The organism is Sphingobacterium lactis (genome assembly GCF_051951495.1).
GTDB classification, from domain to species: domain Bacteria; phylum Bacteroidota; class Bacteroidia; order Sphingobacteriales; family Sphingobacteriaceae; genus Sphingobacterium; species Sphingobacterium lactis_A.
Map to the genome: position 1 here is coordinate 92,632 of NZ_JBNHAS010000001.1, position 19,777 is coordinate 112,408.

The 19,777-nt window shown below is 36.3% G+C and carries 14 protein-coding genes; 7 read left to right on the plus strand and 7 right to left on the minus strand.

Annotated elements, in window-relative coordinates; genetic code table 11:
• Positions 1 to 414, minus strand: coding sequence for a 30S ribosomal protein S12 (rpsL, locus tag ACP6L2_RS00410; protein ID WP_188505550.1), 414 nt, complete (start codon positions 412 to 414; stop codon positions 1 to 3).
• Between the two features lie 388 nt (positions 415 to 802).
• Between rpsL and ACP6L2_RS00415 the strand changes: the two genes are divergently transcribed.
• From ACP6L2_RS00415 to ACP6L2_RS00440, 6 genes are all read left to right on the plus strand, one after another.
• Positions 803 to 1,327, plus strand: a complete 525-nt coding sequence (locus ACP6L2_RS00415; RefSeq protein ID WP_440507314.1) for an RNA polymerase sigma-70 factor — start codon at positions 803 to 805, stop codon at positions 1,325 to 1,327.
• An 86-nt stretch (positions 1,328 to 1,413) separates the two neighbouring features.
• Entirely contained in the window at positions 1,414 to 2,568 is a 1,155-nt protein-coding gene (locus ACP6L2_RS00420) for a FecR family protein (RefSeq protein WP_440507316.1), read from the plus strand.
• Between the two features lie 207 nt (positions 2,569 to 2,775).
• Positions 2,776 to 6,105 carry a SusC/RagA family TonB-linked outer membrane protein gene (locus ACP6L2_RS00425; protein ID WP_440507318.1) on the plus strand — a complete coding sequence of 1,110 codons (3,330 nt, stop codon included), beginning with the start codon at positions 2,776 to 2,778 and terminating at the stop codon, positions 6,103 to 6,105.
• A gap of 6 nt (positions 6,106 to 6,111) precedes the next feature.
• A complete protein-coding gene (locus ACP6L2_RS00430) occupies positions 6,112 to 7,968 on the plus strand; it encodes a RagB/SusD family nutrient uptake outer membrane protein (protein WP_440507320.1) in 1,857 nt (618 codons plus the stop codon).
• 178 nt (positions 7,969 to 8,146) lie between these two features.
• Entirely contained in the window at positions 8,147 to 9,745 is a 1,599-nt protein-coding gene (locus ACP6L2_RS00435) for a discoidin domain-containing protein (protein ID WP_440507322.1), read from the plus strand.
• A gap of 11 nt (positions 9,746 to 9,756) precedes the next feature.
• Positions 9,757 to 11,919 (plus strand): alpha-N-acetylglucosaminidase, encoded by a 2,163-nt coding sequence (locus ACP6L2_RS00440; RefSeq protein ID WP_440507324.1) that lies wholly within the window; start codon positions 9,757 to 9,759, stop codon positions 11,917 to 11,919.
• Between the two features lie 104 nt (positions 11,920 to 12,023).
• Here ACP6L2_RS00440 and rnr read toward each other — a convergent pair whose 3' ends face one another.
• The 3 genes from rnr to fsa form a co-directional block, all read right to left on the minus strand.
• Positions 12,024 to 14,153, minus strand: coding sequence for a ribonuclease R (rnr, locus tag ACP6L2_RS00445; RefSeq protein ID WP_440507326.1), 2,130 nt, complete (start codon positions 14,151 to 14,153; stop codon positions 12,024 to 12,026).
• Positions 14,154 to 14,681: 528 nt separating this feature from the next.
• A complete protein-coding gene (locus ACP6L2_RS00450; RefSeq protein ID WP_440507328.1) occupies positions 14,682 to 15,146 on the minus strand; it encodes a Fur family transcriptional regulator in 465 nt (154 codons plus the stop codon).
• Between the two features lie 89 nt (positions 15,147 to 15,235).
• Complete coding sequence (fsa, locus tag ACP6L2_RS00455; RefSeq protein ID WP_440507330.1) at positions 15,236 to 15,895, minus strand: fructose-6-phosphate aldolase; 660 nt, start codon at positions 15,893 to 15,895, stop codon at positions 15,236 to 15,238.
• Positions 15,896 to 16,161: 266 nt separating this feature from the next.
• Here fsa and ACP6L2_RS00460 point away from each other — a divergent pair, with 266 nt between their 5' ends.
• Entirely contained in the window at positions 16,162 to 17,391 is a 1,230-nt protein-coding gene (locus ACP6L2_RS00460) for an MFS transporter (protein ID WP_440507332.1), read from the plus strand.
• Here the strand turns inward: ACP6L2_RS00460 and ACP6L2_RS00465 are convergent.
• The 3 genes from ACP6L2_RS00465 to ACP6L2_RS00475 all read right to left on the minus strand — a co-directional run bounded on the left by ACP6L2_RS00465 (position 17,358) and on the right by ACP6L2_RS00475 (position 19,713).
• Positions 17,358 to 17,810, minus strand: coding sequence for a retropepsin-like aspartic protease (locus ACP6L2_RS00465; protein WP_440507334.1), 453 nt, complete (start codon positions 17,808 to 17,810; stop codon positions 17,358 to 17,360). The two genes, ACP6L2_RS00460 and ACP6L2_RS00465, sit on opposite strands and share 34 nt — an antisense overlap.
• 138 nt (positions 17,811 to 17,948) lie before the next feature.
• Complete coding sequence (locus tag ACP6L2_RS00470) at positions 17,949 to 18,584, minus strand: hypothetical protein (RefSeq protein ID WP_440507336.1); 636 nt, start codon at positions 18,582 to 18,584, stop codon at positions 17,949 to 17,951.
• A gap of 184 nt (positions 18,585 to 18,768) precedes the next feature.
• Positions 18,769 to 19,713 carry a malate dehydrogenase gene (locus ACP6L2_RS00475; protein ID WP_440507338.1) on the minus strand — a complete coding sequence of 315 codons (945 nt, stop codon included), beginning with the start codon at positions 19,711 to 19,713 and terminating at the stop codon, positions 18,769 to 18,771.
• Between the last annotated feature and the right edge of the window lie 64 nt (positions 19,714 to 19,777).

Sequence of the window (19,777 nt, forward strand, 5' to 3'; positions counted from 1 at the left end):
TTATTTCTTACCTTTTCCTTTTGCTGGAGCAGCTGCTTGTCCTGGTTTAGGACGTTTTGTTCCGTATTTAGAACGACGTTGGTTACGGCCAGCCACACCTGAAGTATCTAATGCACCACGGATGATGTGGTAGCGAACTCCCGGTAAATCTTTAACACGACCACCACGGATTAATACGATCGAGTGCTCTTGTAAGTTGTGTCCTTCTCCTGGAATGTAAGCATTCACTTCTTTTCCATTCGTTAAACGAACACGAGCTACTTTACGCATTGCTGAGTTTGGTTTTTTAGGGGTAGTAGTGTATACACGAGTACACACACCTCTTCGCTGTGGACAGCTGTCCAACGCTGGAGACTTACTCTTGTCTTCCAGAGCTACTCTACCTTTTCTAACTAATTGTTGAATAGTAGGCATTTACCTGTTTTTGCTTTTTTATTTGTTAAAATAATATTTTTAAGTCCGCAAAGATATAAAGATTTTTTGATTCATAAAGCATTGTGCGCTAAAGTTTTTAAAAAATTAAAAGGTGATCCCTCCAAGATACATGCAGTTTAAGAAACATTACTTATTACCCCTTGAATCCAAAATGTCATTCTCCATCAATAAGTTTAAACAAGAAATCCTATTATTTATTTGTTTTAATGATGCGTTATTGTAATTTTAAAAACAGAACACTATGATAATTGGGTTCCATTAAACGAATTTAGATTAGTTATACTAGCAGTAAATTCGATACACTAGCTATTATCAGAACTTGTTTTCTGATTATTATTAGATAATCCGCTTATTTATATAAGATATTATGCTCACAGTGGAAGGGTTGTTTAAGACCTATTTCTTGAGACTCAAGTCTTTTGCCATTAACTGGGTAAAGACAGAAGAGTTGGCAAAAGATATCGTACAAGACGCCTTTTTGGTTCTTGTGCAGCAGGAAGGTATTTTAATGAAGCCTGAGCTAGTTGTGAAAAGCTTTTTGTATTCAACGGTGAAAAACCTTTGTCTTAATCATATTCGGCAGGATCAAACTCGAAATCGTATAAATGCCCAATTACCAAGAGAGGAAATTGATGATTTGGATTTGATGGACAATCTAATCCGATCTGAAGTAATGGGTGAATTATATGCTGAAATAAAACAATTGCCAGAAGGCTGTCAGCATATTTGTAAACTCATTTATTTTGAAGGCAAAAAGTACGAAGAGGTCGCTGTTGAGCTCAATATTAGTATTAACACCGTGAAAACCCAACGACAAAGAGCCCTAAGATTATTGAAAAACCGTCTCTTGTATACCATTCTATATATTATGTTGTTTAAATTATTTGTCTAAAAAACAGCATGTTAACTTTTTTTTTATATTTTTTTTGATTCTAGAGTCACCCAAATATGAACTCTAGGTTACTTAGCTATTAAATTATGATAAACCAGGATAGAATAATATTAGCCGAATTAGCTGCCTCTATGGCCAAAGGTCATACCTTGTCTAAAATTGAAGAGGAACAGTTGAGTCAATTATTAATAAAATATCCCGAATCTCGAGACATCATCTTAAATATGATTGAGGATCAGCAAGTGGTTCTTGATTTTAATCCGCAATCGACAAATGTGGAACAAGAATGGGATGATTTTCATCATCTTATTGAAGATAATGGTCAAGAGGAGCGGAAGATTTATCCTTGGAAAAGAATTGTCAGTATTGCCGCACTACTATTAAGTATTGGGATTGGATCAGCAGTTTGGTGGAAAAACAATCAAGAACCTAGTTATTTGATCAAGACCAATCAATTTGGACAACACACAGATATTTTACCTGGAACCTCTTTTGCTAAACTAGAAGTTGTAGGAGATGGATCTTATGAATTAAATGAGTCATTCAATTCAGTTGAAGGTAAAAGTGGTGAATTGTCTTATGGACAGAAACTAAAGAGGAAAGAAGGCAGTGAAAATCAAATTCACCGTTTAAATATCCCAAAACGCTCTTACTATAGTTTGGTATTAAGTGATGGAAGTAAGGTTTGGTTGAATTCTGAATCGGAATTGGAATATTTAGCAAGCTTCAGTACTAAAGAGCGTCGAGTTAAATTGAAAGGTGAAGGGTACTTTGAAGTGGCAAAGGATGCCAACAGACCATTTATTGTTGAAACTGATTTAATGGAAGTACGAGCTGTCGGCACTGCCTTTTCGGTAAAGTCTTATACCGAAGAGCCAAAAGTAATTCTTACAGAAGGCAAGATCGAAGTGACCTCTAATAAGGCGAAAATCGCTTTAGTTGCAGGTCAAAAAGTAGAGCTTCAGGGAAATCATTTGAAAATGGATAAATCGGAAAATGATGAAGAGGCTTTAGCCATAAAGGATGGCTACTTCAATTTTAACGAAAAGAATATTCAAGAAATTTTAGACGATATAAGACGTTGGTATGGAGTTGATTTGGTGATTAAACGTCCTTTAGGAGCTAAAAAATATATGGGAGGAATAGATCGGAATGTTACGCTTGGGGAGTTATGCGTGCTTCTAAAGAAACTAACCAATTTTGATTACGTCATTGAAGATGAAAAATTAATAATACAATAAAAAATAACCAGGTATACAGGAGGATAAATTATGATATAGACTCTACAAAAAAAATGCAGAGGTACGCCAATACCCCTGCACAGATCGAATTCAGTTTTACGTTTTAAACCATTAATTCTTTACTAATTTATGAATAAATTATTTTATTCTGAAATTCCTTTGTCCGGTCGAAAGGGCAAAAGGAGGGTTCAGAAAACACTACTAAGGATGAAATTAACAGGCCTTTTAATCGCAGTCTCCATGTTTGCGGGCTACGGATCTACCAAAGGTCAAATCTCCCTTCAAGTTAAAAACACAAAAGTAGAACAGGTTTTACATAGTATTACCAAACAAACAGGGGTGCGCTTTGTGTATGAAAAGGGGATTTTGGCCAATGTTAATACAACAGTGAATCTAAAAGATCAGAGTTTGAAAACTACGCTTGATAAAGTATTTCAAGGCGGAGCTTTCACTTACTCTGTTTTGAATAATTCTGTGGTAATCAGACGAAATGATGCCAATAGAACTACAGCTGCAAAACAACAATTACAGTTTACAGGTAAAGTAGTAGATGCGGATGGACAACCATTGTCAAGCGTTACTGTAAATGAAATTGGTACTGGAAATTCTACCCAAACTGATGTCAGTGGTAATTTTACATTGACCGTTTCTAGTAACACTGCACAGATGAACTTTAAGTTGTTGGGTTATACATCTCAGCGAATTGCTTATACGTCTAGCTCAATTACCGTAACATTGATTTCCGAGTCTCAAGCAGTTGATGAAGTTGTTGTTGTTGGTTTCGGTCAACAGAAAAAAGCTTCAGTAGTAGGAGCGATTTCTACTGTTTCTTCAAAGGAACTAAAAGTCCCTACATCTACTTTAAGTAATGCTTTTGCAGGTCGTATTGCTGGGGTTGTAGCTGTTCAGCGTGGTGGAGAACCAGGAGCTGATGGATCTAACTTTTGGATTCGTGGTATATCTACTTTTGCAGGTGGTAGCCAGCCTTTGATCTTTATCGACGGGGTAGAATCATCTACTGGTGACATGAATAACCTTGCTCCAGAAGTAATTGATAACTTCTCCGTTTTGAAAGATGCATCTGCAACTGCACTTTATGGTGCTCGTGGTGCTAACGGAGTGTTGTTAATCACTACAAAACGTGGTGGTGACTTTGATAAAGCAAGAATTAACTTCCGAGTTGAAAATACGGTGTCTGCTCCAACAAAACCTGTTGACTTAGCAAATGCAGTAGACTATATGGAAGGCTATAATTATGCATTGACGAACCGTGGTTTAGCACCTAGATTTGACGTTGCTAATAAAATTGAACCTACGAGACAAGGTTTAGATCCAATCGCTTACCCAGATGTTGATTGGTACAATGTATTATTCAAGGATGTAACTTTAAACCAATATGCCAACTTTAATGTTGCTGGTGGTGGTTCCAAAGCAGATTACTTTGTAAGTGCTACTTTCAATAACGATAATGGTTTGTTGAAAAAAGATCAATTCAATGATTTTGATAACAACGTCAAATCTAAACGTTATAATATTATTGCTAACGTAGGTGTGAATTTGACAGAGAATACGAAAGCTATAATTCGTGTGAATTCTCAACTTCAGGATTATAATGGTGCGAATATCACAACAGGTGATTTATACGGGTTGTTGTTTACAGCTCCACCAGCATTATTCCAACCAGTTTTGCCACCGAATGTTGCTCTTCCTGATCATATCTTTTTTGGGAATTTAGATGGAGGTCCACACCCTTCGGGTTCAGGTGGTAACATCTATAATAACCCATACGCACAGATGGTTTCAGGTTTTAGATCTTCATTTGCAAATACCAATATTGCAGCTCTTGAGGTTAATCAAGATATGAAATGGTTGTTAGAAGGTTTTAAACTTAAAGGATTAGTATCTTTTAAAAACTATTCTATATCTAACCAAAGAAGATTCTCTACGCCATTTTATTATGAAGTGAAGGATTTTAAACCTGGAGATGAAGGATATGAATATACTTATCGTAACATTACTCGAGGTACAACTGCATTGGCTTCTACTTTCTCATCATCTGGTGATCGTTTAATAAACTTAAACTTTATTGCTGATTGGGGTAGAAGTTTCGGCAAACATGATGTAAGTGCGATGGTTGCCTATTTAGCACGTGATTATTCGCCAAACAATCCTACTACTCTTCTTTCGGCTTTACCTACTCGTAACCAAGGTATAGCAGGTCGTTTGACATATGCTTATGATTCTCGCTATTTCTTAGAAGGTAACTTCGGTTACAACGGTTCTGAGGCATTCATGAAAGGAAATCGCTTTGGTTTCTTCCCGTCAATTGCGGCAGGTTATATGATCTCAAATGAGAATTTTTGGGAACCTATCAAGTCTACAATCAATAGTCTGAAGATCAGAGGATCTTGGGGTATTGTTGGAAATGCAAGTGTCTATGATAGCAATAATGAATTAGTAAGATTCCCTTATTTGGATGAATTAGATTTAGCTGGTACAAGCTATACGTTTGGAGATAACTGGCAAACTAAATTAAATGGAGCAATATTTAGTAAAATTGGTTACAAAGACGCTCAATGGGAAGAGGGAATTAAATATAATATCGGTGCTGATATTACCTTACTAAATAATAGTTTAAGCATCACAGCAGATTACTTTACGGAAGATCGTAATAAAATCTTTATGAGTCGTCGTATTATTCCTGCTGAAGTTGGTGTGGTTGGAATTCCTATTTATGCCAATTTAGGAAAAGTTCGTAGCCAAGGTGTTGATGCAAGTTTAAGTTATCAAAAAACCTTTGCAAATAGTCTTTATGTCAATGTTAGAGGAACATTTACATTGGCTAAGAATCAGATCTTAGATAGAGATGAGCCAGTACAACAGTTGGCTTACCAATCACAAATTGGTTTACCAATCAATACTGGTTATGGATACATTTCTGAAGGTTATTACAAAACAGCAGAAGAGATTGCAAATGGTCCACAAAACCAATTGAGCAAAAATTTAATGCCAGGAGACCTTAAGTACAAGGATTTGAATGAAGATGGCCGTATTGATGAGTTCGATATGACTTACATTGGAAATCCTACAGTTCCACAAATCGTTTACGGATTTGGTGTTTCCAGTTCATTCAAAGGTTTTGATGCTTCATTCTTTTTCCAAGGAGCAGCTAAAACAAACCTATTTATCTCAGGTATCCATCCGTTCAATAACAACGGTTCTAACATGATGCAATATTTAGTTGGAAACTATTGGACAGAAGAAAATCAGGATGCAATGTATCCTCGTTTAATCACTGGATTAAATCAGCACAGTAATTTTGTTAACTCTACGCATTGGATGCGTGACGGTAGTTTCGTACGTCTGAAAAATGCAGAGCTTGGATACACCCATAAATTTGTTAGGTTCTTCCTAGCAGGTCAAAACCTGTTGACATTCTCCAAATTCAAACTTTGGGATGTAGAATTAGGTGGTGGTAATGGTTTAAAATATCCAAATAATCGAGTATTTTCAGTAGGAGCTCAACTTAACTTTTAAATTTAAATGAAAAAGAAATTATTAGTCTTAATAGCGGCAGCAACTTTAACCTTATCTAGTTGTAATTATTTGGAGATTGTACCAGATGATGCACCGCGTATAGAAGATGCCTTCCGTAACGAACAAACCTCAGAAGGTTTCTTATACTCTTGTTATTCCTTTATTCCTCGTTATAACGATGCTAGAACAAACTTTAGCTGGATTATGGGGAATGAAACAGTAGCCTCATATCACTGGGGATCACAATATTTTAGCTTTTTGCGTATTCAGCAAGCAGAATATTCAGCTGCAACACCAGTTTTGGATATTTGGCAAGCATGTTACAAAGGAATTCGTCAGTCTTTTTTATTCTTAGAGAACGTTGATAAGGCTACACCAATTGCCATTTCTTCAGAAGAATTCGAAACGAAAAAGAAATTATGGAAAGCTGAAGCGAAATTTTTAATTGCTTATTACCATTATGTTCTTTTACAGAATTACGGTCCAATTGTAATTGTTGATAAAACCATTCCAACAGATGCTACTGGTGAAGATTTCTACAGACCTCGTAGACCATACGATGAATGTGTGGAGTACATTGCTAAATCATTTGACGAAGCATCGGTAGATCTACCAACGATTATTTCAGCTCGTGGTGATTTTGGTCGTGTAACTAAAGTTATTGCACAAGCGTTAAAAGCTAGAATGTACTTATATGCAGCAAGTCCTTTATTCAATGGTAATACGGATTATGCAGACTTCAAGAATCCTGATGGAACGCAGTTGATTTCACAAACTTTTGATAAAGAGAAGTGGAAGAAAGCCATGGATGAGAACAAAAAGGCTATTGAAATGGCTGAGTCTGCTGGAAATAAATTGTATGTATACGATAAGACAGTTGTAACAGATCCATTTAAACAAGCGGTGTTAAATACACGTTGGCAAATGGTAGATCCTTGGAACTCTGAGCTTATTTGGGGTTACTCCAACTTTAAGGAGGAAGCTCAAGCACAATATTCTTTCCAAACATTGGCTATTCCTCGTGGATGGAGACCAAACCCTCCGGTAGGTGGTGTTGGGGCGACATTGGATGCTGTGGAATTATTCTATTCGAAAAATGGTTTGCCAGGTGAGTCCGATCCAAATTATGACTGGAAAAATAGATTTACAATTGCAACAGGTGATGAAACTATTAGATTGCACCGTAATCGTGAGCCTAGGTTCTATGCTTATATTGGTTTTGACCGTGGTGATTATGAAATCAATAACGAAACTCGTCAATTGAAGCTAAGACCAGGAGAAACAAATGGTGTTACTTTAAGTAATGGTGTTCCTAGAAATGATATCGACCATTTATATAGTGGCTATGCTATCAAAAAAGGAATTCACCCAAGTACAAGTGTTACGACTAATGCTTTGGCAATCACGGCTTATCCTTTCCCAATTATCCGTCTAGGAGAACTTTATTTAAATTATGCAGAAGCTGCAGCGAATTATTTAGGTTCCTTAGATGCTGATGGTTCGAAATACATCAATGCAATTCGTAAGCGTGCCGGGATTCCTAATTTGGAAGTTTCTTATGGATCAAATTTATCAGGAACTGCATTAGTGAATGCTGTTAAAAGAGAGCGTTTAATCGAGATGATGTTCGAAGGACATTCATTATATGACAGAAAACGTTGGAAAACAGCGGTTGAAGATTATGCGGTTAACAAAACTGGTATGCGCGGTTTAAATGCACAAGGTAATACTATCGCTGCGTTTTATACACCAAGAAATCTTCCAGGTAGACCATTGATTTTTGATGCTAAGCAATATTTAGCACCAATCAATGTGAACTACATTAAGATCAACTCAAGTTTAGTACAAAACCCTGGCTGGTAATTAGGGTTATCTTTGATTAATTTCGGATAGCCGTCTATTAGGCGGCTATCTTTTTTCATAAAAAGATAATTTTTATACATTTGTCTTAAATAAACAGTGGAGCTCTTGCTTCAATCACACAAACTATCACCAGCAAACTAACAGGGATTTTAATAAATTTCACAATTAATTATATTCCATGATGTTAAACAAATCTGTAAAACTAATCAAATCAACCTACCTACTACTGATATTGATTGGCTTTTTGGGCGCTTGTTCAAAAACCACAGATAATCCAGTTAAACCAGATCCAGAGCCACCGGTAGAGCCGGAAGGAGAAATTACTTACTCTTCAGATTATAAATATAATCTGAACGTGATTTATTTTGTCCCAAAAAATGTTACCCCGAATCCAGATTATGAAGAACGACTTTCTAAAATCTTAATCGAAGGTCAGAACTTCTTTTCTAAATGGATGAAGCATTGGGGTTTTGGTGACAAAACTTATGGTCTCTTAAAAAATAAAGAAAACACAAGAATTAAGATTCACCTTATCCGTGGTCCTGAGGATGCTATTGCTTACTCTACGAATAAACCAATTGAAGAATTAGTTAATAAGTATTTTCAAGATAATCCATCCGCCAAAACTAGTGACCACTTCTTGATTTTGACTGCAACAAATAAAAAGTTAGATCAAGGCGAAGAGATCGGTCATGAAGTGCCTTTTTATGGGGTTGGAAGAACATGTTATGCGGTGGATTATCCAGGCATGAAACAAGAGAATCTAGGGAAAGAAGGGAACATTAGTTATAAAGCTACCGTTTATATTGGTGGATTACTACACGAGATGGGCCACGGTATTAACTTGCCCCACAATGGACCTTCAGCTTCAAAAGTAAATGATCCCCAATTTGGAATGACCTTAATGGGCAATGGGAATTCTACTTATGGTAGAACGCCTACCTATTTGAGTTATTTTGATGCTGCAATTTTGAATAACTGTCAAGTGTTCAGTAAGGAAACAAAAACATTTTATGAACCTGTTACGGCAAAGGTGAATACCATTCAAGCAAAGGTAGAGAACAATGAAATTGTCGTAAATGGAACATACACTGCCTCAAATACCGTAAAGCACATAACCTTTAAAAATATTTTATCAGAAGATGCACTGGGTTACAGATCCATTACTTTTACTACTGTCCCTGGTGCAGGAAATACCTTCAGCGTGAAAATGCCTGTATCGGAGTTCAGAACGAAAGCGAATATGGGATATACCTTGGAGATATTCTTCCACCATGAGAATGGATCCAAAACCAGTATTTTTTATCCCTACCAATTCGTAAATGATCAACCTGTTGTTGATTTTGGTGATCGAACTATGTTGGCTAGAACTGGATGGGAAGTTGTAGGATTTTCTTCTCAACAAGCTGGTTTTGATCCTGCAAAAATGTTAGATGGAAATGATAATACCTACTGGCATACCTCATGGACAACACCGACACCACATCCTCATTATGTAACTATTCGTACAGGAGGAGCAGCGGTCACTGCTCAAGGTTTATCTTATCTTACTAGACACGATAATTCAGGAAATGGCGGAAAGATCAAAGATTTTAAAATTGAAATCAGCAACGATGGTAATACTTGGACAAAGGTAGCTGACTATGTTGGTCATCTAAACGGTCGTCAGAATTACAGTTTCAATGGTGCAAAAACTTTCCAATACATTAAATTGACTACTTCTAGCGATTACGAAGGTAAAACTCACGCAACAATCGCTGAATTGAATTTATATTAAAATAAACATAAATGAATAAAATCTTTAGTCTGCTGACCCTACTTTTCATGCTGATCTATTTGCCATCTCAGGCAAATGACTTTAAAGCCGTATACGAATTAGCAGGCCGTCATTTCCCTTGGCTAAAGGGAAAAGTGGATATTAATCCTTTAGAGAACAAAAAACAAGGAGATGCATTTACGATTGAGGTTGTTCAAAATCGCTTAAAAATTGAAGCAACTTCTACTAGTGCAGCTTCAAGAGCGTTAGACTGGTATGTGAAACATTATGCGCATCAGAGTATCTCGCATATGGGAAATCAAATTAAGAATGTCAGTAAACTTCCGCTTACAAATGGAAAGATATCACAATCTTCTTTTGTCCCTTACAGATACGCCTTAAACTACTGCACAATCAATTATTCTTTCAGCTTCTATACTTGGGAAGATTGGGAGAAAGAATTGGACTGGATGGCTTTAAATGGCGTCAATATCATGCTTGCTCCAGTTGGAACCGAAATGGTTTGGTATAACACTTTAATCAAATTAGGCTATTCTGATCAAGAAGCTAAAGCTTTCATTCCAGGGCCAGCGTATACTGCTTGGTGGTTGATGGGCAACTTGGAAGGATGGGGTGGACCAATTAGCAATGAAATGATGCAACAGCAAGTAACTCTTCAAAAGAAAATTCTTGCTCGCATGGATGAATTGGGAATTGAACCGATTCTTCAAGGTTTCTATGGCATGGTACCTCACGATTTGAAAAAGAAAATTGCTGATGCTGATGTAATTGATCAAGGTAATTGGGTTTTTACAGAATTCAAAAGACCAGGAATTATTGTTCCAACGAATAAGCAGTTCGAAAATGTAGCTGATGTCTATTACGATGAACTGAAGAAACTGTATGGTTCTGATATTAAATACTTCGGTGGAGAACCTTTTCATGAAGGAGGTAAAACTGCAGGAGTAGATGTGCCAAAGGTTGCTCAAGCAGTTCAAACAAGTATGCAAAAGCATTTCCCGAACAGCACATGGGTTCTTCAAGGATGGCAAAATAATCCTTCAGACAAAATCCTTGCTGGATTGAAAAAGGAGAATACTTTAATTATTGAGCTTTTTGGAGAAAACACCAATAATTGGGAAAGACGTAAAGGCTACAATCAAACCAGTTTCATCTGGTCTAATGTTAGTAATTTCGGTGAAAAGAACGGATTGTATGGAAGATTGCAGCGTTTTATAGATGAGGTTTATCGAGCTAAAAACAGTGAATTTGGATCTTCACTTAAAGGTGTGGGTATTATCCCAGAAGGAATAAACAACAATCCTCTTGCCTATGACCTGATGTTGGATTTAGCTTGGCATGCAGAGAAACCTAATCTTGATAAATGGATTGAAGATTACACAGTTTACCGATATGGAAAAAGAAATCCTAAGGTAGTTGCTGCCTGGAAGGAATTTATCCATACGGTTTACAATAGCCCAGTAGATGAAAACGGAAAGGTATTATATCAAGAAGGACCATCTGAAAGTGTTTTCTGTGCTAGACCATCCTTAAAGGTAAATCCAGTATCTTCATGGGGTACTCGTAAGCGATTCTATGATATCGAACGTTTTAAGAAAGCTGTTGCTGTATTCATTTCTGCTTCCAAGGATTTCAAAGGTTCTGAAACATTTGAAACCGATAAAGTTGATTTCTTGAGGCAAGTAATGTCTGATAAGGCTGATTTAGCCTACTCCAACATGGTAAAAGCCATTGAAGGTAAAGATCAAGAAACAATTAAATCAAGCAGCTCTAGGTTCATTCAGATGTTAAAGGATCAAGATGAATTATTACAAAGCAATTCCTACTTTACATTAAACCGTTGGTTGAATCAGGCTACTCAATTTGGCAAAGGTTTACCAGATGCTAAATTAGCAATGTACAATGCAAAAGCTCAAATAACGTTCTGGGGTCCGGATAACAACCCTAAAACTACATTAAGAGACTATGCCCATAAAGAATGGGGTGGGTTATTATCTTCACTTTATTTGGACAGATGGAATCTTTTTGTAGAACGCGCGCTAGCTGGACAAACTGTTCCACCTGCTGAATTCTATCAAATGGAAGTGGAGTGGTCTAAAAAAGCAGATTTATACAAACCTGCTAAATCAAACAAAAAGAATCTAGCTCGTATTCAACAAGACATCTTGAAGTAATTCTTTTGATTTTATTATCTAAGAATTCTTTACAGAATTCCCTTAAATAAAGAAAGCAGCTGCAAATAATTGCAGCTGCTTTCCTTTTATCCTAATGTCTAGCATTAGCTGATCAAAGTAAAGTCAATTTGTCTTTTATCCAAATCAACCTTCTTCACTTTAATTTGAACTTCATCACCTAACTGATACACCTTTTTCTTTCTTTGACCAATGATGGCATAATTCTTCTCATCCAAGGTGTAGAAATCATCCGTGATATCACGTAATCTAACCATTCCTTCGCATTTGTTCTCTTCGATTTCTACATACATACCCCATTCGGTAACTCCAGAAATGATTCCGATGTATTCTGTTCCAATCTGATTCTGTAAATATTCCGCTTGTTTGTATTTTACAGAAGCACGTTCAGCCTCTGCAGCTTTCTTTTCCATCTGAGAGGAGTGTTCAGACATTTTTTCATAATGTTCAGAATTCACCTTTTTACCACCATCCAAGTAATATTGCAATAAGCGGTGAACCATAACATCCGGATATCGACGAATAGGAGAGGTAAAGTGGGTATAATAATCAAACGCTAAACCATAATGTGATGCCTTCTTGGTCGTGTAAATGGCTTTTGCCATCGAACGAATAGCAAGGGAGGTTAAAAGATTCTGTTCTTTGGACCCTTCAATCTTCTCCATCATTTGATTTAATGATTTTGCCGTCTCCTTATCCGATCTGAAGCTTAGACGATGTCCGAAACGTGATGCAAATTGAGAGAAGCTCGTTAAAGTCTCTGTATTTGGTACATCGTGGAATCGGTAAACAAAAGTCAATTTATTTTTCCCTTTACCTTGTTTTCCTATGTATTCAGCAACTTTTCGGTTTGCCAATAGCATAAAGTCCTCAATAAGCTTGTGTGCTTCTTTCCGAATTTTGGTATAAACGCCAAGAGGTTTGCCGTTATCATCCAATAAGAATTTTACTTCTTCTGTCTCGAAACTGATGGCTCCACTTTTGAATTTTCGCTCTCGAAGAATAAAAGCCAATTCATTAAGTTTTAAAATAGCCTCCGATAAAGGATCTTCTTTTCCTTCGATGATTTCTTGCGCTTCTTCATAGCTGAATCTACGGTCAGAGTGAATAACAGTTCTTCCAAACCATTGGTCAATCACATTTGCCTTTTCATCAAGCTCAAATACGGCCGAAAAACAAAGTTTGTCTTCGTTAGGTCTAAGTGAGCACAGGTTGTTAGAAAGTCGCTCAGGGAGCATGGGAATGACCCTGTCGACCAAATATACCGAGGTTCCTCTTTCAAAAGCTTCTTTGTCTAGGTTACTATCTGGAATTACATAATGAGAAACATCTGCAATATGGACTCCGATCTCATAATTTCCATTCTCTAATTTCTTGAAAGAAATAGCATCATCGAAATCTTTCGCATCCGCAGGGTCAATGGTGAATGTGGTTGTTTCTCGAAAATCATGGCGTTTCTTGATTTCTTCTTCACTGATGATATCAGATATGGAATTCGCTTCTTCCTCCACTGCTTTTGGAAACTCCAATGGAAATCCAAAGTCAGCAAGGATAGCATTCATCTCCGTATTGTTTTCTCCTTTTTTACCAAGAACTGATTTTACACGACCTATAGGATTCTTTGCATTCTTCGGCCACTCGATAATGGAGACCACGACTTTTTCACCATCCTTTGCTCCATTCAAATTATCCAACGGAATGAAGATGTCATGAAGCATCTTTCTGTCATCAGGTAGGAAGAAGGCATAGCTGTTCGAGATGTCAATCGTACCGGTGAAATCAGTCTTCGATCGTTGAACAATTTCCACTACTTCACCCTCTCTTTTACGACCTTTTTTACGATCGTAAATATGGACTTTCACGATGTCTCCATGGAGGGCTTGGCGAAGCTTTCTCGGGGCTACATATATGTCATTCTCGAACTCGTCTTCAGGTACAATATAAGCAGAACCATCTGCTGTCATATCTACCTTTCCTGTGACATAAACAGCAAGCTGTCGAAGTTTGAATTTTCCGCGTTCCGGTTGTTCGAATAGTCCCGATTTCGAAGCGTCGTTTAAGATGTCCGCAATGGCAACTTTAGCATCCGTATCGGAGATGTTTAACTTCGCCGCTACCTGCTTGTAGTTCAAAGCATGGTTTCCGGATTTTTCAAATATATCGACGATAAGTTGGGTAAGGACTTCTTTGTAGGGGTTCTCTTTTTTTGACTTCATAGTTGCGTTTTATCTGCTACCTCTTTTTGTTTTTTTGATAGGGTAGGAGTGGGAGCCAATCATTCGAAACTGCATCTTGAGATTCGTCTGCTGCTCCGTTGTTGTTGATGAAACTAATATACACAAAAAATGATATTGCTAACAAGAGTTAGTTCGAAAATGAGTGGTATATATGTTTGTTGTATTGATAGTTTATTTTAGCAATTATAATTATCTGATTATTATCTAATTATAAGGTATATTGCTAAATATTTTAACTTGTATTTATTCATTAAATAGTTGAATATCAGTAAATTAATAATTGTACGCGCCTTTTTATGCAGTTCTGCTAAAGGTTGTGTGTTAAATATAAAATTCTATTATATGTTACTAATATTCTATTTTATAGATAATTAAATATTTATTTGCTAATTTTTAGCATATAAATATTTAGTAGTTTTAGCTGCCGTATTTGATGATTTTTAGGTATAGGAATAGTAAACTATCCATATAGACAGTAGGACAAAAAAGAAGGGATATGATTAGCGTTTATGCATCTTTTTCTTGACAGGAGTCACATAAACCGACTGCATTTATAGCAATAGAGTGCAGGCTAAAGTTTGCAGGGAGATTAATTTTCGGCACTGAAATTTCATCTAAACAGAAGACCGAATTACATACCGAACAGATGAAATGTACGTGTTGGTCGTGGTGATGGTGTGCCGAACATTTGGTTGAACAGAGCGCATATGTTGCTGTTCCATTGAGGTCAAATACCTTGTGAAGTATGCCTTTTTCTTCGAAGCTTGCAAGAATTCTATAAAGGGTTACTCGGTCAATTTCGGAACCTAATATCTTCTCCAATTCAGGTTGAGATACGGCAGTTGATTTATCCGAAATACTATCTAAAACCCGAAGTCTTGGTTGGGTAATTTTAAGTTGGTTTGCCTTTAAAAGTTGGCTATATTCTTCTAATTTTTCTTTGCTAATTTCGTTGTCTTGCTCACGTTTCATAAAGTTAAAATTACGAAAAATACTGCGTATAAAAAACCTCCTATCCTTGAGGGATAGGAGGCCTTCATTTATCCTTTTTTAAGCTGCAATTATTTGCCTGCTGCTTTCGCGTGATCCGCTAAGAATTGTGCCAAACCACTATCCGTTAATGGGTGTTTTAACAAAGCTAAAATTGCTGATAATGGGCCAGTCATTACGTCTGCTCCAATCTTAGCACAACCTAAGATATGCGCACTGTGACGAACTGATGCAGCTAAGATTTGTGTCTCAAAACCATAGTTGTCATAGATCTCACGGATCTCTTCGATTAGGCCTAAACCATCTACAGAGATGTCATCTAAACGACCGATAAATGGAGAAACATAAGTAGCGCCAGCTTTTGCGGCTAATAATGCTTGACCTGCTGAGAATACCAATGTACAGTTGGTTTTAATACCTTTTTTACTGAAGTATTTAATCGCTTTTACACCATCTTTGGTCATTGGAACCTTTACTACAATCTTGCTGTCTAAAGCTGCTAATGCTTCACCTTCTTTGATCATTCCTTCGAATTCAGTGGAAATAACCTCTGCACTTACATCACCGTCTACAATAGCACAGATGGCTTTATAATGGTTAATTACGTTTTCTTCACCAGAAATACCTTCTTTAGCCATTAAGCTTGGGTTGGTCGTTACACCATCTAAAACGCCTAAATCTTGTGCTTCTTTGATTTGTTCAAGATTTGCAGTATCAATAAAAAATTTCATGATATAAAATGTTGATTAAAATGTTTGTCAATTTTTGTCAACCCCAATTGGCTTTGACCATGCAAAGGTAGGTATATTGTTTTAAGAATGAAATAAATACAATGTTTCAACGATGAAAAACTGTGCTTAATTCATATTTCTGCAACAATTGTATGGTTTAATTTGTATTAAGGTTAGAGGAACTGAATTCTTCTTAAAAAACCGTACTTTTAACTGTTCGGTTCCTAGAGTTCGATTTACGCATATATTTAGAATCCTTCAGTTAAATGCAGATATTCAGATCTTTTGCTTATCCGAATTACAGATTGCACGTCATTGGACAGGCCATTTCCCTCTTAGGAACATGGATGCAACGTATAGCCATTAGTTGGTTAGTCTATAAATTGACAGATTCTGTATTTTGGCTGGGCTTTGTATCCTTTATTTCCCTTCTACCTTCCTTGGTTCTTTCTCCATTTATTGGTGCATTTGTTGATCGACATAAAAAATATAAACTTGTTTTTACCACTCAAATAGGCTTAATGATTCAAGCAGGTCTATTAGCATTAGTGGTATTTCTCAAAATGGAATCGGTATTATACCTATCTATTTTAGGTTTCATTCAAGGTGTAATCAATGCTTTTGATGTGCTTGGGAGGCAGGCTTTATTGGTGTCATTGGTAGATGATAGGCGTGATTTACCGAATGCAATTGCATTAAACTCCTCAATTTTTAATGCTGCTCGGATGGTAGGTCCAGCAATTGGTGGATTTTTATTGTCCGTATATGGTGAATTGGCTTGTTTTACCTTGAATTTCCTCAGTTTTATCCCTGTCATTATCTGTTTAATGCTGATGAATGTAAAAGAACGAGTCATCATTGTTCCCAATGAAAGTGCTTATCAGGGATTTGTACAAGGATTCAATTACCTCAAAAGATCACCACATATTGCTTCACTTATCATCATTTTAACCTTCTCCAGTCTGCTTGTTATTCCATATACTTCCTTATTACCTGCTGTAGCACGTGAATTATTTCAAGGAAATGAGCGTACCTTTTCTTGGTTTGAGAGTGCTGCCGGATTAGGAGCTATGGTTGGTGCTATTAATATGGCAAGATTAAAAGCTGGTGAAAATCTTCGATATCGCATTATGTTTGCTGCATTTTTAATGGGAGTAGCCTTGGTTTTATTGGCTTATGCGCATTATCTTCCTTCAGCATTGTTTTTTACAGGAGCTGTATCTTTCTCGATGATGATGCAAAATTCATCCATCAATACCTACATACAGACACATGCTGTACCTGCATATCGAGCCAGAGCCATGTCCTATTATGTAATGGCCTTCCAAGGAATATTTCCAATTGGAAGTTTGTTAACTGGGGCTATTGCAGAAATTATAGGTATAAAATCAACACTTTACATTATGGGTGGTTGTGGTATTTTAATCGCAATAGGCTTTTATATCTATTTGCGATTACATATTCAACGACGATTATTTAAGCTTAATTTACGCTGATTTAATGTTAGTGTCTGCTTTTTATAGTCGATGATAGCACCATATTGTTGCAAAATATCCCCTCCGAGTACACCGATGACAGGCTCTAATCCGATTTGATTGTAAGCAAAATTAATGGAACTTAAATCCAAAACAGCCACCGTGAAATTCTTGATTTGCCAGTCATGCAACCTGATTTCTGGAATGGTCAGCATAAAACTTTCCATGGAATTGGTCCCTAAACCAGTTGATAAAATATCCGTATTTTCAAAGGTATCTTCTGCAATTCCCGATTCTAACAATGTCGTTTTATCTAAAACGGTCTTCGAAGCTCCCGTATCAATGACTAACTTAAAGGTTTTATCAAATAGCGTTACTTCTGTTATGATGTGGTATCCGTCTGCTTGTAAATTGATCCGTTCAAAGGGGATTTTATGCATAATATCTTAAATGAATAACTTATATTTTCGAATTATTCACAAGTCTAATATTATTTTAATTGAAATGGAAGGCTTTCCAGGTTTATATTTTACAAAGTTAAAACCGTAAAAAACACTTCGAGGAATCAAAGCAAGGTCCTATATCTTTAATTTTTTCTTTTCCATTGCAGCCTTAAGTCTATTTCTTAATACTGTTTCATATTCTGGAGAGGATTGCAAATAGGAACTATACATCGCTAAGTCATCCATTTTTTCTAAGTATTTATCCGAAGAGAAATTGATCTTAAACTTTTCTATGCTAGCTTGAGGAGCTAATTTGGCTAATTCATTTCCTATTATTGCTCCAGTTACTACAGCTGTACCAACTAATAATCTTTCTCCCAAAGGTGACTCATTTTCTGAAATATAGTTATGTTCACCATTTGGCTTGTCTGCTACTCGTAAAGTTCTAGTTTGTCCAAATTCTGGATCACTTATAATATCCAATCCGGTTTGAGCTATATTTTTGAATACTGGTACATTTTTCTTTTGACGGAATTTAACCTTAATGGTTTTTATTCGTTCAGCTGCTATCTTTTTAGAACCTTCCTTTTGTTCTATTAATAGGTATTGAGGTGTAACTTGCAGTAGATTCCCTTTGAAATTTCCTTCTTTAGACTTAATCTCGACTTTATAGATCGAAATCTCTCGGTTCCCTAATAGTTGTTTTTCTTGACCTCGTAAAAAACTTATAAAAATAAAAAAGCTAAGTATTGAAAAGATGTATTTAATCATGCTTCAAAGTTAATTATTTAAAATAAATTTCTTTATGTGAAAAATTAAAATTAACATGTATTAAGAATTAACCTTCGTGTTAACTATCGGAGGGTATTAATTGCCAAAATTCTAAAGTGGCTTAAAATAAAAAAGCTCCAAAATTGGAGCTTCATATTTTTTTATTGAAATAATATAAGAGTTTCTATTTCTTAAGAACACCCTCATCAAATAAGACCTGATTCATTTTTCGAACTGCATCTGCACTTGCTTTGAATAAATCTTCTTCTTCTGCTGAAAGATTCATTGGAACGATTTTGTCCCAACCTTTTTTGTTGATGATGACAGGTACCCCAATATTTATATCTTCTTGTCCGTATTCGCCTTCTAAATATACTGAAGCGGTAAATAAGCGATTTTGATCTTTAACGATGCTTTCTACCATGGCTGCAGCAGCAGCTCCAGGAGCATACCATGCTGAAGTTCCAATTAATGCAGTTAATGTAGCACCTCCAACCATCGTCTTTTTAACGATATCTGCTTGTTCATCTTCATCTAAGAAATCAGTAACTGACACTGAATTCCAAGTAGCATGTTTTATCAATGGAATCATGGTTGTATCGCCATGTCCTCCAATTACAATAGCATTTAAATCATTTGCCGAAGCATTTAGTTTATCACTTAATTGGTATTTAAAACGTGCTGAATCTAAAGCACCACCCATACCAATAATCCTATTTTTTGGTAATCCTGATGATTTTAAAGCCAAATAAGTCATCGTATCCATTGGATTTGAAACGATAAGAATAATGATATCTGGAGAATGTTTGATCAAGTTATCAACAACCGTTTTTACAATATTAGCATTGGTGCCAATCAGTTCCTCACGGGTCATTCCTGGTTTACGTGGAATACCTGAAGTAATAACTGCTACTTCAGATCCCGCCGTCGATAGGTAATCATTCGTAACGCCTTTGATTTTCGAGTCAAACCCTAATAGGGCAGAAGTCTGCATCATATCCTGGGCTTTGCCCTCTGCGAATCCTTCCTTAATATCCAATAGGATAATTTCCTCAGCAATATTACGTCTTACTAGATTATCTGCGGTGGTTGCTCCAACGGCACCAGCACCTACGACCGTTATTTTCATACTTTTAAGGTATTTATGTTTACTCTTTAAAACTACTAAAAATTATTCAGCTAACCTATTGTTT